The following is a 22643-nucleotide window of genomic DNA, read 5'->3' as shown; positions in this document are numbered from 1 at the left end:
CGCTCGCTTCAAAAAAAACAGGCCTGCGCTGGTCTGGCGCGGCCTGTTGCGGCGGGGATGGCTGGCTTGCGCCGATATCAGGCCGGATTGCGCCCCAGCGCCACGGCAAAAAAGCCGTCGGTATTATGCTGGGCCGGGTTCAGGCGCAGGCGGCTGCCGGTGGCCAGGGTCACCCGTTGTTCGGCCAGCAGCGCCTCGGCGTTCAGCTCGCTGAATTCTGGATGGCTGGCCAGAAAAGCGTCGATGATCGCGTCGTTTTCGGCAGGCAGCAGACTGCAGGTGGCGTACACCAAACGCCCACCCGGCTTCACCAGCGCGGCAGCAGCATTCAGGATATTGGCCTGGGTGGCGTTGAGCTGGGCCACGCTGTCCGGGGACTGGCGGAATTTCAGGTCTGGGTTGCGGCGCAAGGTGCCCAGGCCAGAGCATGGCGCGTCCACCAGCACGCGGTCAATCTTGCCGGCCAGGCGCTTGATGCGTGCGTCTTTTTCTGAGGCCAGCAGCTGCGGATGCACATTGGACAGCCCCGAGCGGGCCAGACGCGGCTTGAGGTTGGCCAGGCGCTTTTCTGAAATATCAAATGCGTACAGCCGGCCCGTTGACGCCATCATTGCGCCCAGCAGCAGGGTTTTGCCGCCGGCACCGGCGCAAAAATCCACCACCATTTCGCCACGACGCGGGGCAAGCAGCAGGCCAAGCAGCTGGCTGCCTTCGTCCTGCACTTCCACCATGCCGTTGGTGAACAGCGGCATGCGGGTCAGCGCCGGCTTGCCTTTTACCCGCAGGCCAAACGGCGACAGCGGGGTAAACTCCGCCGGAATGCCCAGCGCGGTCAGCTCATTCAGCGCGTCTTCGCGGCGGGTTTTGATGGTGTTGGCACGCAAATCCAGCGGGGCGGGATGTTGCATGGCCCGACCCAGGGTCAACACGGCCTCGTCGTCCAGGCCGCCATCCTGCTGCATGGCGCTGACCACCCAGTCGGGCAGCTCGGCGCGTTCGGCCAGGGTCAGTTCCGGTTCAAGCGCCTTGAGTTCGCCGGCCCATTTTTGTTCGGCCTCGGTCAGGGCGTCGGACAGTTCGCGCAGATTATGCCCGCGCACCCGCACCAGCGAGGCAATCAGCAAACGCTTGGGAGTGGCTTGCGGGGCGGTCAGGGCGCTGAGCAGCGCGTGGCGGCGCAGCACGGCAAACACGGATTCGGCAATAAAATGGCGGTCTTGCTGGCCCAGCTTGGGGTTGTCACGAAAAAACGCCGACAGCGCGGCGTCAGCCGGCTTGTCGCACGGCAGCACCCGGCGCAGGGCATCGACAGCATGTTGAAACAGGGAATGGCTAATGGCCATGGGGCAATCTTTCAGGTTCAGGTCGTTCCAGAATCGTCACGCCATCCAGCTGAACCCGGATGGCGCGTTGATCAATGATTTTGTCGCCGCTGCGACGTATCCGCAGTGGCAGGTGATGCTGGTCGCGGGCCAGCCAGACATCGGTGCGATCCCCCCGGGCTTCACTGCTCACCTGCACGGTAGCCAGGGTGTGTCCGGCCAGGTTTTGCGCGGCCTCGCCGTCGATGCTGACCGGCTGGCGATACACTTTCTTGCCGGTGGTCATCTGCACCGTCTGCCCTTCCAGCGCGCCGGCGCGCAATGCCAGCTGAAAAATCAGGCTGAGAATATCCTGCGCGCCGTCTTCCAGCTCGGCGGTTTTGTCGTCGCGGTCGCCGTAGTGCAGCGTATGGCTGGCCCAGTCAAACTCGGCATGTTCGCGCCGGGTATCGCCCCGATGCGCCTCAAAGCGCAGCGGGCGCAAACCCTGGGCGTTCAGCGTCCCCTCACTGGTATAGCGCAAGGTGGGGCTGAACAGCGAGCGCAGGGTGAGCACAATCCGGTACTGGCCATCGCGGCTTTCCCAATCCAGATCGGCCACGCCGGCCATCAGTACCCCGTACAGCACTTCGTAGCGCACGCTGGCCTGAGCCGGAAAAGTGGCCACGGCGGCGTCAGCGCCAGCTGCGGGCGGGTCTGCCACCGGGCTGGGTGCTGGGCTGCTTTCGGCCCCGGCAGACGCTTCCGCACGGTTGTCGTTTACTGCTGCCTGGTCCTCGTCTGCCGCTGGCGCGGCTTTCGCCTGCACGGGCACGCGCAGCGTCGCCCCATGGCCCTTGGCCGGTGACACGCTGCGGGCCGGGCTTAGGTCAGCCTGGCTGGCCGGGGCCAGGGTGCGCAGGGTGGCCGACAAGGGCTGTAGCGCCGGGCTGTCGCCAGCCGCAGGCAGCGCCAATCCGGGCCAGTCGCCCACCAGGCCGAGCAGATGCAACAGCAGCGAGGCCAGCAGCGCCAGCCCCAGCAGCCCGCCAGGGCCAGGCTTACTGCGGGCTGAGCAGTTCGCCATGTCCTTGCCCGCCGTCCACCCGGACACGCAGGCCGTCAATCTGCAAGCGGCCTTCCACCCACCAGCGTACCGCCTGCGGGTAAATGCGGTGCTCGACGCGCAACACCTTGGCCGCCAGGCTGTCGGCGGTGTCGTCGTCGGCCACCGCCACCGCACCCTGAATCACCACCGGGCCGTGGTCCAGTTCGGCGGTGACAAAGTGCACGGTGGAACCCGCCAGCCGGCAGCCGGCGTCCAGCGCGCGCTGGTGGGTGTGCAGGCCGGGAAAGGCCGGCAGCAGCGACGGGTGGATATTCAGCATCCGTCCGGCGTAGTGCCGGGTAAAGTCGGCGGTCAGAATGCGCATGAACCCGGCCAGCACCACCAGGTCGGGCTGGTGGCGGTCAATGCTGGCCTGCAAGGCGGCGTCGAAGGCTTCGCGGCTGGCAAATGCCTTGTGGTCGAGCGCTTCGGTGGCAATGCCTTGCGCCGCCGCCCAGGCCAGGCCGGCGGCGTCGGGGCGGTTGGCAATCACCGCTGCCACGCGGGCACCGGGAATATTTGCCTCCACCAGCGCCTGCATATTCGAGCCTCGCCCGGAAATCAGGATGACGAGATTTTTCATGTTCAGCTTTAACCCATGTGCCGGCGCGGCGGTAAAACAGCACGCCCGGCAAAAGCGTTGCGCCGGGATGCCCCGGAAAACGCCTCCAACAAACAAAACGGGCCGGGGACTGCTCACCCGGCGCACGAGAGGCCATCCGGGCGGACTGCTACCCGGATGGCAAGCCTGAATTCAGCAATCAGACAATCTGGGTCTGGTGCTCGTCACCCTGACGCGGGCGAATCTGGCCCAGGCGGTATACGGTTTCGCCTTCAGCCTGCAGCAGCGCGGTGGCGGCGTCGGCCTGGTCGGCGGCAACAATCACCACCATGCCTACGCCACAGTTGAAGGTGCGGTACATTTCCTGCGCGTCCACCTGGCCTTCGGCCTGCAGCCACTGGAACAGCTTGGGCAGCGCCCAGCTGCTGGCGTCGAGCTGGGCCACCACATTAGCCGGCAGCACGCGCGGGGTGTTTTCGGTGATGCCACCGCCAGTGATGTGGGCCATGCCCTTCACCAGTTTGGCGGCCATCAGCTTGAGCAGCGGCTTGACGTAGATGCGGGTGGGGGCCATCACCACGTCGCGCAGGCTCTTGCCGCCGTCAAACTCGGCGTCCAGGTCTGGCTGGGCGCGGTCGATGATCTTGCGCACCAGCGAATAGCCGTTGGAGTGCGCGCCGTTGGAGGCCAGGCCCAGCACCACGTCGCCAGCGGCAATGCTCTGGCCGGTGATGATGTCGCTTTTTTCCACCACGCCCACGGCAAAGCCAGCCAGGTCGTATTCGCCCACCGGGTACATGCCCGGCATTTCGGCGGTTTCGCCGCCAATCAGCGCGCAGCCAGCCTGTTCGCAGCCAGCGGCAATGCCCTTGATCACTTCGGTGGCGGCGGGCACGTCCAGCTTGCCGCAGGCAAAGTAGTCCAGAAAAAACAGCGGCTCGGCACCCTGCACCAGAATGTCGTTCACGCTCATGGCCACCAGGTCAATGCCAACGGTGTCGTGCTTGTTCCATTCAAAGGCCAGTTTCAGCTTGGTGCCCACGCCGTCGGTGCCGGACACCAGCACCGGCTCGCGGTATTTTTTCGAGATTTCCACCATCGCGCCAAAACCGCCCAGCCCGCCCAGCACTTCAGGGCGCATCGTCCGTTTGGCAAACGGCTTGATGTTTTCAACCAGTTGGTCACCGGCATCGATGTCCACGCCGGCATCACGGTAGGAGAGGGAAGCTTGGGTCAAAATGGGCTCACTTTCGTCAGTCCGGCTTCCGGCAAACAGCCAGCCCGGGTCGGGTTGGGCTTGACGGAACGCCGCAGGGATTGAATGCTGTCGTTGTCGGCCACCGTTCGGGCGGCCAAATTTTCGAGCATTTTACCTCAAATCATGAAACACACCCGCGATTCCGCCAGAAATGGCTGGTTATGGCTGGCCGCGCTGGCCGGACTGGGCTATTTGCTCTACCTGCTGACGCCCATTTTAACCCCGTTTGTGGCCGGTTCGGTGCTGGCCTACATTGTGGTACCGCTGGTGGATGGCCTGGAGCGCCGCCGGCTGGGGCGCACCCTGGGCACCCTGCTGGTGATTGTGCTGCTGATGCTGGCGCTGGCCTGCCTGCTGCTGCTGATTGTGCCCATGCTGATTGAGCAGGGCCAGGCGCTGTCGTTGCGCCTGCCCGGCCTGGTGGACTGGGCGGAGCACACCCTGTCGCCCTGGCTGCGCGACACCCTGGGGCTGGTGTGGCATTTTGACACGGCTACCTTCAAGCGGGCGCTGACCAGCAATATGGGCTCGTTGCGCGGCATGCTGGCCCGTGCCGTACCGCTGATTACCGACCAGGGCCTGGCCTTGTTTGGCTATGTGTCCAATGTGCTGCTGCTGCCGCTGGTGCTGTTCTATCTGGTGCGCGACTGGCGCAGATTCACCGCGCCAATGGCCGAACTGATCCCCCGGCGCTGGTTTGCCGAGCTGGACCGCATCGGCGGCGAAATCGACAGCATGCTGGGCCAGTTTCTGCGCGGCCAGCTGGCGGTGATGGTGATCATGGCGGCGGTGTACGGCTGCGGGCTGTGGGCGGTGGGGCTGGAATCCGGCTTTGCCATTGGCGTGGTGGCCGGCCTGCTGGTGTTCATTCCGTATGTGGGCGCGGCCATTGGCCTGCTGCTGGCCACCCTGGCGGCGGTCTTGCAGTTTGGCAACCTGAGCGACCTGCTGCTGGTGTGGCTGGTGTTTGCACTGGGCCAACTGCTGGAAAGCATGATCATCACCCCCAAGCTGGTGGGCGAGCGCATCGGCCTGCATCCGCTGGTGGTGATTTTTGCCCTGATGGCGTTTGGCCAGCTGTTTGGCTTTGTTGGCATCATGCTGGCGCTACCGATTTCGGCGGTGCTGGTGGTGCTGGTGCGGCTGGGGCGCTTGCGCTATCTGGACAGCCGCTTTTACCGGCGGCAGCGGCGCACCACGCCACAAGGCCAGTGATACAATCGCCCTCCCCCAAACCGAAATTCCGCCGCCCTGAGGAGCGCCGCCATGCTGATGGTGATTTCCCCCGCCAAAACCCTGGATTACGACACCCCGCCCGGCATCGACCACCACACCACGCCTGACTACCTGGACCGCTCCGCCGAGCTGATCGCCCAGCTGGCCACGCTCAGCCCTGCCGAAATTGCCCAGCTGATGCACATCAGCGACCCACTGGCGGTGCTCAATGCCGGGCGCTTTGCCAGCTGGGCGGTGGACTGCAGCCCGGACAACGCCAAGCAGGCGGTGCTGGCGTTCATGGGTGACGTGTACACCGGCCTGAATGCCGCCGAGCTTAGCCACGCCCAGCTGGACTGGCTGCAGCAGCATTTGCGCATTTTGTCTGGCCTGTATGGCCTGCTGCGCCCGCTGGACCTGATGCGCCCGTACCGGCTGGAAATGGGTACCAAACTGGCCAACCGCGCCGGCAAGGATTTGTACGCCTTCTGGAGCGACAGCCTGACCGAGGCACTGAATGCGCTGCTGGCCGAGCATGACAGTCGCGTGCTGGTGAACCTGGCCAGCGATGAATACTTCAAGGCCATCCGCCCGAAAAAACTGGCGGTGCCAGTGGTCACCCCGGTGTTTCAGGATCTGAAAAACAGCCAGTACAAAATCATCAGCTTTTATGCCAAACGCGCCCGTGGTCTGATGGTGCGCTACGCCGCCCTGCACGGCATCGACCGGCCAGAAGGGCTGCGCGATTTTGATCTGGACGGCTATCAGCTGGTCAGCGCCGGGTCGGATGCAGAAACGCTGCTGTTCCGCCGCGACCACGCCGAGTAAAAGCCAGCCAGCCGGGCTTGCGCTGGCCGAATAACTTCGGCATAATTCGCCCTCTTTCGCCGGCGTAGCTCAGTTGGTAGAGCAGCTGACTTGTAATCAGAAGGTCGAGGGTTCGACTCCTTTCGCCGGCACCACGATTTTGTTTTAAATCAATATGTTACGCAGGAATTGGCGTAATTTTGGCGTCATCGCGTAAAAAAGCCCCGGACTTCCGGGGCTTTTTTACGTCAGTTTGCTCAAGTCAACCGTCTACCACTTGCCTTCCAGCGTCAGCAAAAAACTGCGGTTGGCGCGGCGGCTTTCCACCTCCTGGCGCTTGAGCGCGCCGGTGCTGTCGTACTCCCACACCTGATTGCGAGCTTTTTCGCCAGTGACATTCTGCGCCGAGGCACGTACCGTCAGCTGGCGGTCGATTTTATAGGTGGCGTACAAATCCAGCTGGCGGCGGGCGTCCTGCTGCTGGCGCACGGTCAGGCTGCTGTCGCGGTCCAGCGCCGAGGTGTAGCTGAACAGGCCGCCCAGCGTCAGCCCGGTGTAAGGCGTTTCATAATCCAGGCCAACATTGCCGCCCTTGCGTGGGCCATCGCCCAGAATCGAGCCTTCCACTTGGGTGCGCGACAGCGACAGATTGGCCCGCGCAGTCAGCTTGGGCAGGCCCAGGCTGTCCAGCTTGGCCTTGGCGTCCAACAGCAGCCCGCGTGAACGCGCCTGGCCGAGGTTGAACGGACGTTCCACCCAGCGCTCGCCTTCCAGCAGCGTGAGCCGCTGGCTGTAGTCGTCAATGCGCCGCTCGAACAGCGACAGGCCAATGGTGCCGGCGCGGGCGGGCAAAAAGTGCTCGATGCCAATTTCCAGCACGCGCAGGGTTTCGCCCTGCAAATTGGCATTCCCCGCACGGTCCGGGTTGCTGGCGCTGTTTTCACCGTTGGCGATGCGTACCACCGGGCTAAGCTCGCGGATTGACGGCGCGCGGTTATTGCGGCTGGCGCTGGCGCGCAGATTCCATTGCGTATCCACCTGCCACAAATAATGCAGCGACGGCAGCCAGGCCTGGTGGGTGCGGCGCAGCGTGCTCTGGCCGTCGTCTACCTCGGTCTGGTCCAGCTGCCAGCGCAGGCCGGGAGTGAGCACATGCTGTTCAGCCAGCTGCCATTCGTCCTGAATCCAGAACACTTTTTGCTGTTCGCTGGTTTGTGCGCGGCTGGTGCCGGCGCGCGTGCCGCTGCTGTCCTGGCGGTCATCGCTGGCGCGGGTGCGCCATTCCAGCGCGCTGGTGATCAGATGATCGTCGCCCCAGGCTTTTTTATGGCGCAGGCTGGCCAGCCATTCGCGCTCGTGGCGCAGGGTGGTGTCCTGGCTGGCGCGCGCACCCTGGCTGTCCTGGCGCTCGGTTTGACGGTCGGATTGCTCGCGTTCGCCTTGCGCCATCATGCGCACGCTGGTTTCGCCAATCTGCGGCGTGGCCAGTTTCCATTCCGCCATTAGCCGGCCACTGCTGCGCACCTCACGCTGGTGGCTGTCTTCATGGCTGCTGCTGGCCGTGCCGCTACCCTGGCTGTCTACCGCACTGGTGCGGGTAAGCCGGCTATAGCTCAAGAACGGGCTGAGCGTCAGCTGGCCATATTCGCCCAGCTTCCAGTTCAGCCGGGGGCTGAAGGTGGCATTGCCGTCCTGGCCGTGGCTGTGCGCCACCTCATGCACCTGACCTTCGCCCTGGCTGGCGTACTGGGTTTCATCGGTGGTGCGGTTGCCGCTGCTTGGGCGCTGGGTAAACGACCCGGACAATAAATAACTGAACGCCCCCAGATTATCCCCGGCCTGCCCTTCCAGCCGGGCATTGGGCCGGCCCTGGCTGGCCCCCAGGCCCAGCTTGGCCGCCAGCGTGCGGCTGGGGGGCGTGTCACGCAGAATCAGGTTGATCACCCCGCCCGAGCCCACACTGGGAAACTCCGGGGTGCTGTTGCGGATGATTTCCACCCGCTCGATCAGCTCCACCGGAAAACGCAAGGCCGTGCCCAGCGCCGCCGGACCGCCGGGCAGCGCCTGGCCATCCACCACAATTTGCGGCATATTGCGGCTGGGCGAACGCCCGCGTGGCGCGCGGCTGCCGGTGTCCGGGTCGGCAAACAGGCCGGTGCCGGGCAGCTTGCGCAGCAGCTCGCCCACACTGCTGGCGTCCAGCGTATCCAGCTCCTTGCGATCGACAATAATCTTGCCGGCGGTTGAGTTACGGCGCATTTCCTGGGCATCGCGGGTGGCAGTGACGCTGACCTCTTGCAGCACCGCGTCGTTGGCCTGCGCCAGCGGCGTCAGGCTCAGGCACACGGCACCCACATGCCACCAACGGCGCGGTGGGTGGGACGAAAAAGACACGGACATGCTGAACACTCTCCTGTGGCCATGGGATTTGGGCGTGCAGCAGCGCCACGGGCCAGGCCAGGGTTAAGTTTTGTAAACGTGAGAACGGTTCCTGATTAAACCGCAGGCATGTAACCGGTGCATGTCCGGGCAGAGGGGAAATGTAACGTAATGTTGCAGCGGGAGGTTAAGCGCGAACACACCCGTCCTGACGTTGTGGCACGACCTTGCCGGGCTTCTTCGTACTTGTCGTGGTTCGAAACAAGCCGACTATATCCGCACACGCAGCGGCTGTCTCTAGCATGCACCCAGCGGAATTTGAAAGACAATACCGGCTTAAACCTGCGCCCGAGCAGGTTTAAGCTGTTGATTCCCCATCGAGGTGTTCAAACCAGTCCAGTTGGTCGCTGGTGCAACAACCGCAGCCCAGGCTTACTCCGGCTCCCAGGCGAGGGCGTCCTGGTGTACCTGATCTACCTTGACCGGCTTCAGGCTCTTGATGGTTTTGCTGCTGCCGTCCATGTAATCCACCCGCAACGACACCAGTTTTGCCCATTCCACCGCATCGGTAAACCATAAGTGCTTAAAGGTGTAGGTGCCGAAGTCTCGCGGTTCGATGGGGCCAATCCCTCTTACCCGCTTGACAGCGCTGCCGCCAAAACGGTCACGCACCGGGTCATCGACGGCGTTCATGCCCATCAGCTCGACACGAATGTATTTGATGGTTTTTTGCGTGGGGTTGTACACCTCCAGCTTGAAGCCGGTGGCCTCGGTATGCTCGCTTTCGTCGTACACCGAGAAACTCAGCACGCTGACGCCATGTTTTGCCGGCGCATGGTAGGCTTTCAGCGCACTATGGATTGCCACATCGCGATAGTGCTCCCCGGCCTTTTCCAGCGCGGCAACGTCCAGCCTGGCCAGCGTCTGGTCGTCCAGCTCGGGGAGCGCTGCGCGTTTTTCATCCAGCATGAACACTGCATCGTGCTCAACAAAAAAGTGCTGCTTGCCGAAATACGCCACCAGATAGTCTTTGGCTTTGCCATACGCCGGTGTGCAGCGGTAACGACCGGCCACCACCACCGCCATGTCTTCAAACAGCATTTTGCCATTGCTACCCTTGCATGCCGTCATAGTGCGGTCTGCGAAACTGCTGTGCCGCAACACCCCCAATGGCGGCTCCGTGGCGTCATTGGCCATGGCGATGGCAGGAAACAATAAAAAAGCCAAATAGCATGGTCGCAAGGCGCGGGTGAAACAGGTCATGGTTTTCATCAGTAATCAAGGGGGAAAGGGTGAGGAAGACAGCCCCGAGGTGGGCCGCATGGGGGCGCGGCTAAGCTCGGGGTGGGTGGGGAAACGTAGGCTGTGTGGGTTTAGGCTAGGCCACTATACCAATAAACTTCCATGCAAAGAATCAGAAAAGCATGCTAAATCGCCGGAGGCTCTACTAAATTTCTTAGCAAATAAATCAACAGTCTCGGCCACTGCTGCGTACTTTTAGGGTAACACCCAAGCGCGACGCTGACAGGCTGCTTTGTTCTTGATTGAATACTTCCAGTCCGGCGCGAACCTCGACAACCCCCAGCGTCGGTGTTGCTGCTTTAGCCTGCATGCAAAATGCCTGCATACAGATCAGCATGCCAACCGACAAACGGATCTCTCCCATGATTCGCCCTTCCCCAGTTACGTTTTTTTGGAAGGCCGAACTGCAGCAGCTTAATTGGCGGCCCCCCCTGCGACAAATTGTCGCTGTCAGGCCAATTGTTTTTCTAAAAATAAAATAAGCAAAATCAATGTGTTGAATCATGGGTGGCACGGAAGTCATGGTTTTTCTCCGCCTCCCCCCACGCCTGCCCCCCACCCAGCAACAACTACGACACTGGCCGGTGTTTGGGTGCGTCCACCCGCTGGGCGCGGTAGATGCCGTGGTGGCCGGAGCAGGCGTAGCTGGCGGCGCAGGCCAGGGCGGCGTACGCGCCCACGCCGCTGCCAAACAGTTCCATCGCCATCAGCGTGCACGCCAGCGGGGTGTTGGCTGCGCCGGCAAACACCGCCACCAGGCCGATGCCGGCCAGCAGCGGTGCGGGCAGCGCCAGCAGCGGGGCCAGGGCGTTGCCCAGGGTGGCACCGATAGCAAACAGCGGGGTGACTTCGCCGCCCTTGAAAGCGCTGGCCAGTGACAGCACGGTGAACGCCCACTTGCCGGCGGCTTCCTGCATGCCCAGCGGCTGGGTAAACGCCGCGTCAATCAGCCCCAGCCCCAGCCCGAGAAAGCGCTCGCCGCCCAGCGTCCAGGCCAGCCCGGCCACCAGCGCGCCGCCCAGCAGCGGGCGCAGGGGCGGATAGCTGACCCGGTTTTTCAGCCACTGGCCCAGGCCGTGGGTGGCGTGGGCAAAGCTGCGCCCGGCCAGGCCAAACAGCGCGCCAGCCAGCAGGATGGCGGCCAGCGTGGCCGGCGATAGTGCCGGAATGGCCGCCACCGTGTGGTGCGCATGCTGCGCGCCCCAGGCCAGGCACACCTGGTCGGCCAGCAGCGCCGCCAGCAGGCAGGGCAGCAAGGCATCGGCGCGCACCCGGCCCAGCGCCAGCACTTCCAGCGCAAACACCGCGCCGGCCAGCGGCGTGCCAAACACCGAGGCAAACCCGGCGCTGATGCCGGTCAGCAGCATGCGCTGGCGGTCGAAGGCGTCCAGCCGGCAGCGCTGGGCAACCTGGTCTGCCAGCGCGCCGCCCATCTGCACCGCCGCGCCTTCGCGCCCGACCGATGCACCAAACAGGTGGGCAATCACCGTGCCCAGCCAGATCAGCGGCACCATGCGCAGCGGAATGGTGTTTTTCGGGTTATGGATTTCGTCAATCAGCAGATTATTGCCGGCCTCTACCGGCTGGCCGACGCGCCAGTACACCCAGGCCACGGCAAATCCGGCCAGTGGCAGGCCGGCCAGCAGCCAGGGGTGGGCCAGGCGGGTGGCGGTGGCCCAGTCCAGCGCGGCCAAAAACGCTGCCGATGCACTGCCGGCCAGCGCGGCCACCGCCAGAATCAGCGCCAGCCATTTCACTGGTGCAATCAGGGGCCGCCGGTACTGCGCTGCGCGGGGGAAAACCATCGTGTTGTTCTCGGGGTAAACGCCAACGGGGCAAAGTGTAGCATCGGAACGTGCCGGCACTGGCAGCGGCCCAACTGCACGCCTGGCGGGCCAGGGCCGGGGGAGGCTCTGCCGCTGACCGCCTTCCACGGGGTGTTTATGTTGCCATGCAATATAATTTGCCAGTGGTGTAAGCCACCCACTGAGCATGGCGCAGTTGTTGCTTATGTGGGCCACCACACGGAAAGCCTTGCTTATTAAGTCATTTTTTTGTGCAGATGCGACATTACCCATAAAAAACTGACTATTGACTTTGCCGAAATCCGTAAAACCACGTATAGTTATGTTGCAATGCACAATAACTGGAAAGGACGCATCATGGACTATCCTGCCGTCGCCACACTCAATGTTGCCCTGGGCAACGAAGCCACCCTGCACGCGCTGCGTCAGCAACAAACCTGCTACACCCGCGTGGCAGATTCGGTACTGCGCGTCATGCGCGAAGCTGCCCGGCAAAAGCCGTGGGAGCGCAAACGTGAACGCCTGGCATGTATCGGCTTTAGCGACAGCCTGGCGCTGGGTCACGATCTGTCGATCCAGGCGCTGGAAGCACAAATCAGCCAGTGGCAGCTGATGTTCAACGCCTGCGGCCAGCCGGCCTGGGCCAAGCCGTGGGGGGATTATCTGCAGCGTGAAGTCAGCCACACCTCGCGCTTCTTCACCGAGCTGGGCCGCGCCAATGGGGGTCTGGCTTACGCCAGCACCACGCTGCACTAAGCACGCCAGCGACACACACGGCCACACCAGCCCGCGTGATGCAAAACGCCCCGTCAGCCAGCAGGCGGCGGGGCGTTTTGCGTCAAGATGCCAGTCACCAGTCATCATGATATAAACCGATCATTGGCATAGATACCCAAGGTCAGCGCGCTTGCCTGCTGGCGGGTATTTCAACGGGACGGCGACTCGACCGCTTTCGGCATGAATCTCACCCGACGTGTCGTTCCCGCTGAGGCGGGAACCCAGACCATGCCACAGTGTGCGCTGTGGGCGTGGAGCAGACGGGGCAGTCGTGAGCACACACCCGCTGCACGCTGTGGATGCCCCTGGATTCCCGCCTGCGCGGGAATGACGGGGTGGGGTGCGGCGGGTGGTTCGCTGTGGCTAAGTAAGGTTTTGTTTCAAAAGAAATGAAACCGGGAAACCCATCGGAGGCTAGCCCTCTTCTGGCATGAGTTTCACCCACTTGTCGTTCCCGCTGAGGCGGGAACCCAGACCACGCCACCGCGTGCGCCGTGGACGTGGAGCAGGCGGGACAGTCATAAGAGCACACACCCGCTGCACGCTGTGGATGCCCCTGGATTCCCGCCTGTGCGGGAATGACGCGGTGGGGTGCGGCGGGTGGTTTGCTGTTTCTAGATAAGACTTTGTTTTAAAAAAAATTAAACCAGATCCCCCATCGGAGGCTAGCCCTCTTCTGGCATGAATTTCACCCGACTTGTCGTTCCCGCGCAGGCGGGAACCCAGGCCGTGCCACTGCGTGCGCTGTGGGCGTGGAGCAGGCGGGGCAGTCGTGAGCGCACATCCCCGCTGCACGCTGTGGACGCCCCTGGATTCCCGCCTGCGCGGAATGACGATTTTTTCAGCGTTTCCTGAGCTGTGCCGCCAGCCCGCTGGCATTGCGTAGTGCCAGCGCATACACCGACAGTTGCGGGTTGGCACCAATGCTGGTGGGAAACACCGATCCGTCAAACACCGACAGATTGCGCACGCCCCAATACTGGCCGTCGGCGTTGACCACGCCGCGCTGTTCATCCTTGCCCATCATTGCCCCGCCCATCACATGGGCGCTCACCCAGCGCGCGCGCAGGATCTCCAGTGGCAGCTGCAGGATGGCGGCGCGGGCTTCGGGCCAGTTGCGGTATGGGCGGGCGTCTTCGTGGATGGGCAGCACCTGCTGGGCACCGGCGGCAAACTGCAGCTCGGCCATGGATAGCCAGGCGCGGCGGGCGGCTTCCCACAGCGGGTCGGTCAGCGGGTAGTCCAGCCGGGCATGGCCAGCGTCGTCCACGCTGACCACACCGCCCTGGCTGTCCACATGAAAACCGTCGCGCAGCAGCGCCAGCATTACCTGCAGATGCGGCAGGTAATGCATCAGCGCAGCGTGGCTGCTGCCCATGCCGGTGAGGGTGACTGCCGCCAGCAGCGGATGCACTGGCGGGGTTTCCAGCTTGTAGCCCAGTGGGCCGTCAATCTCCTGGGTATGCAGAAAGTGATCGCTGTATACCGTTTGCGGCGCACCATGGTAGGGGTGGACTGCTTCGGAAAATACCCCACCCGATAACACGGTGGGGTGCAAAAAGGTACGCTTGCCCAGCCGGCGCGATGGGTCGGGTGCGTGGCTGCGCAGCAGCAGCGCCGGGGTGTTGATCGCCCCGCCGGCCAGTACATAGTGACGGGCACGCACCGACACCCGCACCCCGTTGGGGCGCAGGCCGGCGCTGTCCAGCGCCAGGCATTCCAGCCCGGTCACTTCGCCTGCGGTAAACGTCAGCTGCTCGGCGCGACAGCGCACCAAAAGGCGCGCGCCCAGATCCAGCGCAGCCGGAATGGTGGTGACCAGCATCGACTGCTTGGCGTGGATGGGGCAACCCATGCCGCAGTAGCCCAGGTTCCAGCAGCCTTTGACATTGCGCCGAATCCGCCCATGGCTGATGCCCAGCTGTTGGGCGCCACGCGCCAGCAGTGCGTTATTGGCGTTGGGCGCGTCTGGCCAGTCCACCACCGACAGCCGGGTTTCGATCTGCTCGAACCAGGGGCGCATTTCCGCTTCGGTCAGCGGCAGGTCGTAGCGTTCGTGCCACACCGCCAGCGTGCTGGCCGGGGTGCGAAACGAGGACGTCCAGTTTACCGTGGTGGAGCCGCCCACGGTGCGGCCCTGCAAGATGGTGATGGCCTTGTCCTGGGTTTGCCGCGCCGCGCAGGCCTGATACAGCTGCGGGTAGGCGTCGGTTTCCTGCAGGCGAAAATCACTGCCGCGCGGCAGCGGGCCTTCTTCAATCATCAGCACCTTCAGCCCGGCCTGGGCCAGCACTTCGGCACTGACGCCACCGCCCGCGCCAGTGCCCACAATCACCACATCGGCGTCAAACCGGGCATCGGCGTTCAGCGTGGCGGCATCTACCACCTGCCAGCCACGGGCCAGCCCGGCGGCAATCGGATCAGGAAAATTCATGTCGGGTTCCTTGCCGCCAGCCAGTGCGCGGGCGGGCCGGGGTAGCCAATGGCCTGCTGGCTGGTGGGTAACGCATACCAGCCAGCACACAGTAATTGATGCAAGCCCTGATAGCCGGCGCGCAATAGCTGAAAGCGGCTGGTGCGCCAGCCATACAGAAAATCGGTAATCTCCGCTTCGCTGGCGCGGGTCCATTCGCCGCGAATGCCGGCCAGCCAGCGCCGGGTAAGCGGAAAAATCAGCAAATCCAGCAGCTGGGTCACTTCGGCCTGCACCGGCACCGGCAGGGCGGCAATGGCCTGGTCAATCGCCTTGAGCAGCGCATGCAGCGCCGCCAGACGGGCGTCTTCCGCGTCTTCTGGCGGCAGCACCGAGCCCAGCATGGCCGGGGCAATTGCCGCCAGGGCAGTGGCGGTGCGTTCGTTCAACACCTTGAACTGTTCCGGCACATCGGCCAGACGCATGCGGGCAAACGGCCCCCAGGCCAGGCGCACGCCCAGCAGCAGCGCGCCGCCAGCCAGGCCAGCACGCAAAAAATGGCGTCGGGTCAGCAGGGGTTTCATACACCCTCCGGGTGGGTAAAGTGGTGGCGCGCCTTCACCGTATCATCCAGGTTTGCAGCCAGCGCAACAGCCGGCCATACGGCGGGCGCAGCAGCGGCATGGCGTTCAGGCGGGCCTGGTAGAGCACTGGCTTAAGCGTGCTGAAGGTCAGAAAGCCGTGATGGCCATGATACTGGCCCATGCCGGAAGCGCCTACCCCGCCAAACGGCAGGCTATCCTGCACCACATGCAGCAGCGTGTCGTTGATCACCACGCCGCCGGCGTGCGTGTGTTTCAGCACCTGGCGGATGCGGGCGCGATCATGGTCAAACAGGTACAGCGCCAGCGGGCGCGGGCGGGCCTGAATCCAGGCCAGCGCATCGGCCAGCTCGTCGTACACCAGCAGCGGCAGAATCGGGCCAAAAATTTCTTCTTCCAGCACTGCCTGCCCGTCCGGCACCGCCCACAGCAGCTGTGGGGCGAGTTTGCCCACGGCGCGCAGTTGCGCCTCCGTTTCTGCTGCGGGCAGGCAGGCATGCCACTGTGCGCCGGCAGCGCGCGCCTGGTCCAGATAGCCTTGCAGGCGGTCGAGCTGGCCACGGTGGATGATGGTGCTGTAATCCGGGTTGTCGGCCAGGGTGGGGTAGCTGCGCGCCACCGCCTGGGCAAACGCCTGAACAAATTCGGCCAGCGCCGCGCGCGGCAGCAGCACATAGTCTGGGGCCACGCAGGTTTGCCCGGCATTCATCAGCTTGCCCTGGGCAATGCAGGCGGCAGCCTGGGCAATGGGATAGCCGGGGGCAATCAGGGTGGGCGATTTGCCACCCAGCTCCAGCGTCACCGGGGTGAGGTTGGCGCTGGCCGCCTGCATCACCTGGCGGCCCACGGCGGTGGAGCCGGTAAACAGCAAGTGGTCAAAGGGCAGCGCGGCAAACGCCCGCGCCATGGCCACCTCGCCCAGCGCCAGCTGCACCTCGCCCGCCGGAAACACCTCGGCCAGCAATTGGGCCAGGCAATGGGCGGTGGCCGGGGTGTATTCGCTCATCTTGATCATCACCTGGTTGCCCGCCGCCAGCGCGTCGGTCAACGGGCCGATGGCCAGATACAGCGGGTAATTCCACGGCACGATAATCCCGACCACCCCCAGCGGCTGCGCCTGCACCTCGGCCCGCGCTGGCCAGAACCAGGGGCTCAGCCCGCGCCGCTGCGCGCGCATCCAGCGGCGCAGATGGCGCTGGGCGTAAGCAATGCCCTGCAGCGCCGGAAACAGCTCGGCCACCCGGGTTTCGTCAACGCTGCGCTGGCCAAAGTCGCGGCTGATGGCCGCCGCCAGCGCGTCGGCATGGCGCAGCAGGCCATCGTGCAGCCTCTGCAGCCGCGCCCGGCGACAGGCCAGATCCGGGTAGGGCTGCTGTTGCCAGGCAGCCCGGCTGGCGGCCAGGGCGGCAGGCAGCTCGGCGGGATCGCAAAGTAAACGGGGGGCAGGCATATGCTATCCTCGGGGCAGGCGCAGCCAGACTGCGTCAGCGTGGTTTAGAGTAAAAGCTCTAGACAAGATTAAACGATTGTTTACCTGGGTACAAGCCCATGCTCATCGACTTTTTTCTGGCCCTGCGCCAGGCCGGCTTGCCGGTCAGCCTGAAAGAATGGCTCACCCTGCTGGAAGCGCTGAAACAACACCTGGCGTTTGCCAGCCTCGACCAGCTGTATTATCTGGCGCGCACCACCCTGATCAAGGACGAAAAGTGGTTTGACCGCTTTGACCGGGTGTTCGCCGCACATTTTCAGGGGCGGGAATGGCAGGCCGAAGACTTGCAGCAGGACATCCCGGAAGACTGGCTGCGCAAGCTGGTCGAAAAGCACCTGAGCGAAGCAGACAAGGCCGCGCTGGAAGCCATGGGCTTCAAGCAGCTGATGGACACCCTGAAACAGCGGCTGGCCGAGCAGCGCGAACGCCACCAGGGCGGCAATAAGTGGATTGGCACTGGCGGCACCAGCCCGTTTGGTGCCTATGGCTACAACCCCGCCGGGGTGCGCATTGGCCAGGAGGGCTCACGCCACCAGCGCGCCGTCAAGGTGTGGGACCAGCGCGAATTTCGCGATCTGGATGGTGACAGCGCGCTGGGCAGCCGCTCCATGAAGATTGCCCTGCGCCGGCTGCGCCAGTTTGCCCGCGAAGGCGCCACCGAAGAATTGGACATCAGCGCCACCATTGCCGCCACCGCCCGCCAGGCCGGCCTGCTGGATTTACGCTATCACCCCAAGCTGCACGACAGCACCAAGGTGCTGCTGTTGCTGGACATCGGCGGCTCGATGGACCATCACATCCGCACGGTAGAAACGCTGTTTACCGCAGTGCGCAGCGAATTCAAGCACCTGGAACACTTTTACTTTCATAACTGCGTGTACGAAAGCCTGTGGAAGCACAACGCCCGCCGCTGGACCGAACGCACCCCGACGCTGGATGTGCTGCACACCTATGGCCGCGACTACAAGTTGATTCTGGTAGGCGATGCACGCATGAGCCCGTATGAAATCGTTTATCCCGGCGGCAGTGTGGAACACCACAACGAAGAAGCCGGCCAGGTGTGGATGAAACGCCTGCTGGCGCATTTTCCGCACGCGCTGTGGATCAACCCGGTGGCCGAGGCGCACTGGGATTACAGCGAATCCAGCCAGCTGATCCAGCAACTGATGGGCGGACGGATGTGCCCGCTGACGGTGGAAGGGCTGGAACGGGGCATCCGCCAGCTGAAAATCGCGCATGTGGGGTGAATCATGCGTCAGAAAGGGGGGATTGGTGCAGGCAAAATCAAAGCACTGGATTCCCGCCGCCGTGGGAATGACGATTTTGTCAGCGCATCTCTAGTAGTCAGTTACGTTGAAACACAAGGGTTCATACGAGCAAGTTTATGCCGGGCATCTCGGTTTCATTTCTGTTAAAACAAAACCTTACTTTGCCACAGCGAACTGCCCATCGCACCCCATCGTGTCATGCCCGCGCAGGCGGGAATCCAGAGGCATCCACAGCGTGCAGCAGGTGCGTGCGCTCACGACCGTCCCTCCCACGCCCACGGCGCACGCGGTGGCACGGTCTGGGTTCCCGCCTGCGCGGGAACGACAAGTGGGTGAAATTCATGCCAGAAGAGGGCTAGCATCCGATGGGTTTCCCGGTTTCATTTCTTTTGAAACAAAACCTTACTTAGCCACAGCGAACCACCCGCCGCACCCCACCCCGTCATTCCCGCGCAGGCGGGAATCCAGGGGCATCCACAGCGTGCAGCGGGTGCGTGTTCTCCCGACTGCCCCACAACGCCCACACCCACGGCGCACGATGTGGCGCGGTCTGGGTTCCCGCCTACGCGGGAACGACAAGTGGGTGAAATTCATGCCAGAGGAGGGCTAGCCTCCGACGGGTGCTCCGGTTTAACTTTTTAAAACAAAGCCTTATCTAGCCGCAGCGAACCACCCACCGCGCCCCAATCGTGTCATTCCCGCGCAGGCGGGAATCCAGGGGCATCCACAGCGTGCAGCGGGCGCGTGTTCTCCCGACTGCCCCACAACGCCCACACCCACGGCGCACGATGTGGCGCGGTCTGGGTTCCCGCCTACGTGGGAACGACAAGTCGGATGAGGTTCATGCCCAAAGCGGTCGAGTCGCCGTCCCGTTGAAATACCCGCGTGCAGGCGAGCGCGCTGACCTTGGGTCTCTGTGCCAATATCAGGGTGACTGACGACTCATACGCTCAGCGATCTTCGTATGTCGATACCCGCAGGCGGGAGCCAATCAGGCGCTCGCCTGCGGGGTTTCTGCCGTGCTTACTTGCTCCACGTATCCTTCAGCCCCACCGTGCGGTTGAACACCGGGCGGTCAGCGCGGTGGTCGTGGCGGTCGGCACAAAAATACCCGATGCGCTCAAACTGGTAGCGATCTTCCGGCTGGGCCTTGCCCAGCGCCGGTTCGGCGTAGCCGGTGACCACGCTGAGTGATTCCGGGTTGATGAAGGTCTTGAAGTCGATTTCGCTGCCGGTGTCGTCCTTCATCGCGTCCGGGCGCGGCACGGTGAACAGGCGGTCGTACAGGCGCAGTTCAATCGGCAGCGCATCAGCAGCGGCAACAAAATGAATCACGCCCTTTACCTTGCGCCCCACCGGATTTTTGCCCAGGGTGTCGTGGTCGATCGAGCAGCGCAGCTCGGTCACTTCGCCAGCGGCATCGCGCACTACTTCGTCGCACTTGATCACGTAGCTGTAGCGCAGACGCACTTCGCTGCCCAGGGTCAGACGCTGCCAGCCGGGCGGCGGGGCGTCGGAGAAGTCGTCGCGTTCGATCCAGATTTCCGGCGACAGGCTGACTTCGCGCTCGCCAAATTCCGGGTGGTGCGGGTGAAAGCCGGCGCTGCGGGTGCCAGTCACGCCGTCGGTGTAGTTGGTCAGGGTGACTTTCAGCGGGTTGACCACGGCCATGATGCGCGGCGAGCTGTTTTCCAGCTCTTCACGCACCGCGCCTTCCAGCACGCTCATGTCCACATGGTTGTCCGACTTGGAAATGCCGATGCGCCGGGCAAACAGGCGAATGCCTTCCGGGGTGTAGCCACGGCGGCGCATGCCGGCGATGGTGGGCATGCGCGGGTCGTTCCAGCCAGCCACCAGTTTTTCAGTCACCAGCTGGTTGAGCTTGCGCTTGGAGGTGACGGTATAGAACAGCTCCAGGCGGGAGAATTCATACTGGCGCGGGTGGCAGGGGATGTCGATATTGTCCAGCACCCAGTCGTACAGCGGGCGGTGGTCTTCAAATTCCAGCGTACACAGCGAGTGGGTGATGCCTTCCAGCGCATCGGAGATGCAGTGGGTGTAGTCGTACATCGGGTAGATGCACCACGTATCGCCAGTGCGGATGTGGTGGGCGCGGCGGATGCGGTAGATCACCGGGTCGCGCAGGTTGATATTGGGCGAGGCCATGTCGATCTTCAGGCGCAGGGTCTTGCTGCCGTCAGGAAATTCGCCCGCTTTCATGCGGCGGAACAGGTCGAGGTTCTCGGCCACGCTGCGCTCGCGATAGGGGCTGTTCTTGCCTGCTTCTTTCAGCGAGCCACGGTATTCGCGCATCTGTTCGGCATTGAGCTCACACACATAGGCCTTGCCCGACTGGATCAGCGCTTCGGCGTAGCCGTACAGGGCATCAAAGTAATTGGACGCCCATTTCACTTCACCGGCCCAGTCAAAACCCAGCCAGCGCACGTCGGCCTGGATGGATTCGGCGTATTCGGTGCTTTCTTTTTCCGGGTTGGTGTCGTCAAAGCGCAGATTGCACTGGCCGGGGTAGGCGGCGTCGCCCTGCACCAGGCCAAAATTCAGGCAGATGGATTTGGCATGGCCAATGTGCAGGTAGCCATTGGGCTCCGGCGGAAAACGGGTGAGGATGCTGCTGTGTTTGCCCTGGGCGAGGTCGTCATCAATGATGTTGCGGATGAAGTTGGAGATGACCGGCTCCTGGCCGGGGGCTTTGTCAGTATGGCTCATGGTGGCTCGCGTCATGGAAAGAAGAAGTGTGTCCCGACGCCACGCGCGCGTCACGACCTGGCAAGAACGTCGGCGCGGGCGGGCTGGGAACACACTGTCTGCCTGCGGTGTGCCCGTTGTCCCACTGCAGCCAGGGGCAGATTTGGCCCCAAGGCGCAGGCGGGAAGCAGGGAAGACACCCGGATCAGCCCATGATTCTACCCAAAACTGCCTGCCATGGCGCTGTGTATGCGTCGTGGCAGGCAGAAAACGCGTCACTGGATTGCAATACTGTCGACAGGGTTATTTGAAAGGCATAGGATAGCGGGTGAGGTTTATCCCATCCCGAACCGGCAGAATCGCCAGAACGGGGCGTCAAGCCGGGCCAGGGGCAGCATTTGCCCTCTGGTGTCGGGATGAGTGCCCCAGGCGCGCTGCCAGACCACTACGGGACGGGCCGACGGGCACCGCCTGCCGACCTGCCACGCCAGGCCTGGACACGCTTGATCCATGATCCATACAAAACAGATGAATCCTAGAAAGGGAGGTTGTGCAATGACCGACAAGCTGGAAGACAAACCCGTTACCCTCATCCACCCGGCTGAAGCACCGATTACCGCCACCTCGGCTACCCGCCTCCGTCACCGTCCTGCGCCGGTCAGCAGCAAGGCGCAGCAAGAACACGCCGCCGAAGAAATTCGCGCCATCAGCGATGCGCCGGTGGCCGTTCAGGTGGCCAATGCACCGCATGGCAGCAGCGAAGACAGCGCCACGGCACCGCTGCCGGCAGATTATCCGTACAAAACCCGCATTCGCCGCGCCGACTACGAACGCCAGAAGCAGGAGCTGCAGGTTGAGCTGCTGAAAGTGCAAAACTGGGTGAAAGAAACCGGCCAGCGCATCGTGATCCTGTTTGAAGGCCGCGATGCCGCCGGCAAGGGTGGCACCATCAAGCGTTACATGGAACACCTCAATCCGCGCGGCGCGCGGGTGATTGCCCTGGAAAAACCCACCGAAATCGAACGTGGCCAGTGGTACTTCCAGCGCTATGTCCAGCACCTGCCGTCTGCCGGTGAAATGGTGTTTTTTGATCGTTCCTGGTACAACCGCGCCGGCGTTGAGCGGGTGATGGGCTTTTGCACCCCAAGCGAATACCTGGAATTCATGCGCCAGACGCCCGAGCTGGAACGCATGCTGGTCAACAGCGGCCTGCGTCTGTTCAAGTACTGGTTCTCGGTCAACCGCGAAGAGCAGCTGCGCCGCTTCATTGCCCGCCGTGACGACCCGCTCAAGCACTGGAAGCTGTCGCCAATCGACATCCAGTCGCTGGACAAATGGGACGACTACACCGCCGCCAAGAAAGCCATGTTCTTCCACACCGACACCGCCGATGCGCCGTGGACGGTGATCAAGTCCGACGACAAGAAGCGCGCCCGGCTCAATTGCCTGCGTCACTTCCTGTCCTCGCTGGATTACCCTGACAAGAATCTGAAAGTGGCTTGTATGCCCGATTCACTGCTGGTGGGCACTGCGTCGCATGTGATGGAAGCCGACGAAACCCATATCGACCGCTTCTGAGCCGCAACGTCAGTGCGGTGATTCTGGTGGGGTGCTGCCCCACCCGCGCAGCCTGCCCGGCCTTATTGGCCGG

17 protein-coding genes and 1 tRNA gene are annotated in these 22643 nt (G+C 63.3%); 6 read left to right on the top strand and 12 right to left on the bottom strand.

The features are described from left to right. Positions 1-77: 77 nt before the first annotated feature. The 4 genes from BXU06_RS06710 to purM form a co-directional block, all read right to left on the bottom strand. Positions 78-1337 carry an RsmB/NOP family class I SAM-dependent RNA methyltransferase gene (locus BXU06_RS06710; protein ID WP_374754326.1) on the bottom strand — a complete coding sequence of 420 codons (1260 nt, stop codon included), beginning with the start codon at positions 1335-1337 and terminating at the stop codon, positions 78-80. Beyond that, entirely contained in the window at positions 1333-2388 is a 1056-nt protein-coding gene (locus BXU06_RS06705) for a DUF3108 domain-containing protein (RefSeq protein ID WP_077298010.1), read from the bottom strand. The genes BXU06_RS06710 and BXU06_RS06705 overlap by 5 nt, the downstream gene beginning before the upstream one ends. Then, on the bottom strand, positions 2363-2992 hold the full coding sequence (purN, locus tag BXU06_RS06700; RefSeq protein ID WP_077298008.1) for a phosphoribosylglycinamide formyltransferase: 630 nt from the start codon (positions 2990-2992) through the stop codon (positions 2363-2365). The genes BXU06_RS06705 and purN overlap by 26 nt, the downstream gene beginning before the upstream one ends. A gap of 178 nt (positions 2993-3170) precedes the next feature. Next, the gene (purM, locus tag BXU06_RS06695) at positions 3171-4208 is read right to left on the bottom strand and encodes a phosphoribosylformylglycinamidine cyclo-ligase (RefSeq protein WP_077298006.1); all 1038 of its coding nucleotides are present in this window, start codon (positions 4206-4208) and stop codon (positions 3171-3173) included. A 144-nt stretch (positions 4209-4352) separates the two neighbouring features. Between purM and BXU06_RS06690 the strand changes: the two genes are divergently transcribed. The 3 genes from BXU06_RS06690 to BXU06_RS06680 all read left to right on the top strand — a co-directional run bounded on the left by BXU06_RS06690 (position 4353) and on the right by BXU06_RS06680 (position 6406). Next, positions 4353-5444: an AI-2E family transporter gene (locus BXU06_RS06690; RefSeq protein ID WP_077302718.1), complete on the top strand. Its 1092-nt coding sequence runs from the start codon at positions 4353-4355 to the stop codon at positions 5442-5444. Positions 5445-5495: 51 nt separating this feature from the next. Then, positions 5496-6272, top strand: a complete 777-nt coding sequence (gene yaaA, locus BXU06_RS06685) for a peroxide stress protein YaaA (RefSeq protein ID WP_077298004.1) — start codon at positions 5496-5498, stop codon at positions 6270-6272. 58 nt (positions 6273-6330) lie between these two features. After that, positions 6331-6406, top strand: a tRNA-Thr gene (locus BXU06_RS06680). Positions 6407-6521: 115 nt separating this feature from the next. On the opposite strand, the gene BXU06_RS06675 is transcribed toward BXU06_RS06680, so the two are convergent. From BXU06_RS06675 to BXU06_RS06665, 4 genes are all read right to left on the bottom strand, one after another. Beyond that, the gene (locus tag BXU06_RS06675; protein ID WP_077298002.1) at positions 6522-8651 is read right to left on the bottom strand and encodes a TonB-dependent siderophore receptor; all 2130 of its coding nucleotides are present in this window, start codon (positions 8649-8651) and stop codon (positions 6522-6524) included. A gap of 411 nt (positions 8652-9062) precedes the next feature. Continuing rightward, positions 9063-9761, bottom strand: coding sequence for a hypothetical protein (locus BXU06_RS06670; protein WP_150125134.1), 699 nt, complete (start codon positions 9759-9761; stop codon positions 9063-9065). A 337-nt stretch (positions 9762-10098) separates the two neighbouring features. Then, the gene (locus BXU06_RS17335) at positions 10099-10455 is read right to left on the bottom strand and encodes a hypothetical protein (RefSeq protein ID WP_150125133.1); all 357 of its coding nucleotides are present in this window, start codon (positions 10453-10455) and stop codon (positions 10099-10101) included. A gap of 46 nt (positions 10456-10501) precedes the next feature. Next, entirely contained in the window at positions 10502-11737 is a 1236-nt protein-coding gene (locus BXU06_RS06665) for a chloride channel protein (protein WP_077297998.1), read from the bottom strand. A 357-nt stretch (positions 11738-12094) separates the two neighbouring features. Here BXU06_RS06665 and BXU06_RS06660 point away from each other — a divergent pair, with 357 nt between their 5' ends. Then, entirely contained in the window at positions 12095-12493 is a 399-nt protein-coding gene (locus tag BXU06_RS06660; RefSeq protein WP_077297996.1) for a hypothetical protein, read from the top strand. A gap of 862 nt (positions 12494-13355) precedes the next feature. Here BXU06_RS06660 and BXU06_RS06655 read toward each other — a convergent pair. From BXU06_RS06655 to BXU06_RS06645, 3 genes are read right to left on the bottom strand one after another with little or no spacing between them, the layout of a single operon-like run. After that, positions 13356-14948, bottom strand: coding sequence for a GMC family oxidoreductase (locus BXU06_RS06655; RefSeq protein WP_077297994.1), 1593 nt, complete (start codon positions 14946-14948; stop codon positions 13356-13358). Beyond that, complete coding sequence (locus BXU06_RS06650; RefSeq protein ID WP_077297992.1) at positions 14945-15511, bottom strand: hypothetical protein; 567 nt, start codon at positions 15509-15511, stop codon at positions 14945-14947. The genes BXU06_RS06655 and BXU06_RS06650 overlap by 4 nt, the downstream gene beginning before the upstream one ends. A gap of 34 nt (positions 15512-15545) precedes the next feature. Beyond that, positions 15546-16979, bottom strand: coding sequence for a coniferyl aldehyde dehydrogenase (locus tag BXU06_RS06645; protein WP_077297990.1), 1434 nt, complete (start codon positions 16977-16979; stop codon positions 15546-15548). 98 nt (positions 16980-17077) lie between these two features. Between BXU06_RS06645 and BXU06_RS06640 the strand changes: the two genes are divergently transcribed. Further along, positions 17078-18265: a VWA domain-containing protein gene (locus BXU06_RS06640; protein ID WP_077297988.1), complete on the top strand. Its 1188-nt coding sequence runs from the start codon at positions 17078-17080 to the stop codon at positions 18263-18265. A gap of 1044 nt (positions 18266-19309) precedes the next feature. Here BXU06_RS06640 and BXU06_RS06635 read toward each other — a convergent pair. Beyond that, entirely contained in the window at positions 19310-21013 is a 1704-nt protein-coding gene (locus tag BXU06_RS06635) for a glutamine--tRNA ligase/YqeY domain fusion protein (RefSeq protein ID WP_077297986.1), read from the bottom strand. Between the two features lie 534 nt (positions 21014-21547). Here BXU06_RS06635 and ppk2 point away from each other — a divergent pair. Then, positions 21548-22570: a polyphosphate kinase 2 gene (ppk2, locus tag BXU06_RS06630; RefSeq protein ID WP_077297984.1), complete on the top strand. Its 1023-nt coding sequence runs from the start codon at positions 21548-21550 to the stop codon at positions 22568-22570. Positions 22571-22643: the final 73 nt, after the last annotated feature.

Origin of the sequence: Aquaspirillum sp. LM1 (assembly GCF_002002905.1) — a bacterium.
Lineage (GTDB): Bacteria > Pseudomonadota > Gammaproteobacteria > Burkholderiales > Aquaspirillaceae > Rivihabitans.
The sequence above is the reverse complement of the archived record's forward strand: the minus strand, read 5'-3'. Positions and strand labels throughout refer to the sequence as shown.

Excerpts from the sequence above, each read along its gene's own strand:
- BXU06_RS06705 (WP_077298010.1), bottom strand. The coding sequence starts at position 2,388 with ATGGCGAACTGCTCAGCCCGCAGTAAGCCTGGCCCTGGCGGGCTGCTG.
- purN (WP_077298008.1), bottom strand. The coding sequence starts at position 2,992 with ATGAAAAATCTCGTCATCCTGATTTCCGGGCGAGGCTCGAATATGCAG.
- BXU06_RS06690 (WP_077302718.1), top strand. The coding sequence starts at position 4,353 with ATGAAACACACCCGCGATTCCGCCAGAAATGGCTGGTTATGGCTGGCC.
- yaaA (WP_077298004.1), top strand. The coding sequence starts at position 5,496 with ATGCTGATGGTGATTTCCCCCGCCAAAACCCTGGATTACGACACCCCG.
- BXU06_RS06675 (WP_077298002.1), bottom strand. The coding sequence starts at position 8,651 with ATGTCCGTGTCTTTTTCGTCCCACCCACCGCGCCGTTGGTGGCATGTG.
- BXU06_RS06670 (WP_150125134.1), bottom strand. The coding sequence starts at position 9,761 with ATGACGGCATGCAAGGGTAGCAATGGCAAAATGCTGTTTGAAGACATG.
- BXU06_RS17335 (WP_150125133.1), bottom strand. The coding sequence starts at position 10,455 with ATGACTTCCGTGCCACCCATGATTCAACACATTGATTTTGCTTATTTT.
- BXU06_RS06665 (WP_077297998.1), bottom strand. The coding sequence starts at position 11,737 with ATGGTTTTCCCCCGCGCAGCGCAGTACCGGCGGCCCCTGATTGCACCA.
- BXU06_RS06660 (WP_077297996.1), top strand. The coding sequence starts at position 12,095 with ATGGACTATCCTGCCGTCGCCACACTCAATGTTGCCCTGGGCAACGAA.
- BXU06_RS06655 (WP_077297994.1), bottom strand. The coding sequence starts at position 14,948 with ATGAATTTTCCTGATCCGATTGCCGCCGGGCTGGCCCGTGGCTGGCAG.
- BXU06_RS06650 (WP_077297992.1), bottom strand. The coding sequence starts at position 15,511 with ATGAAACCCCTGCTGACCCGACGCCATTTTTTGCGTGCTGGCCTGGCT.
- BXU06_RS06645 (WP_077297990.1), bottom strand. The coding sequence starts at position 16,979 with ATGCCTGCCCCCCGTTTACTTTGCGATCCCGCCGAGCTGCCTGCCGCC.
- BXU06_RS06640 (WP_077297988.1), top strand. The coding sequence starts at position 17,078 with ATGCTCATCGACTTTTTTCTGGCCCTGCGCCAGGCCGGCTTGCCGGTC.
- BXU06_RS06635 (WP_077297986.1), bottom strand. The coding sequence starts at position 21,013 with ATGAGCCATACTGACAAAGCCCCCGGCCAGGAGCCGGTCATCTCCAAC.
- ppk2 (WP_077297984.1), top strand. The coding sequence starts at position 21,548 with ATGACCGACAAGCTGGAAGACAAACCCGTTACCCTCATCCACCCGGCT.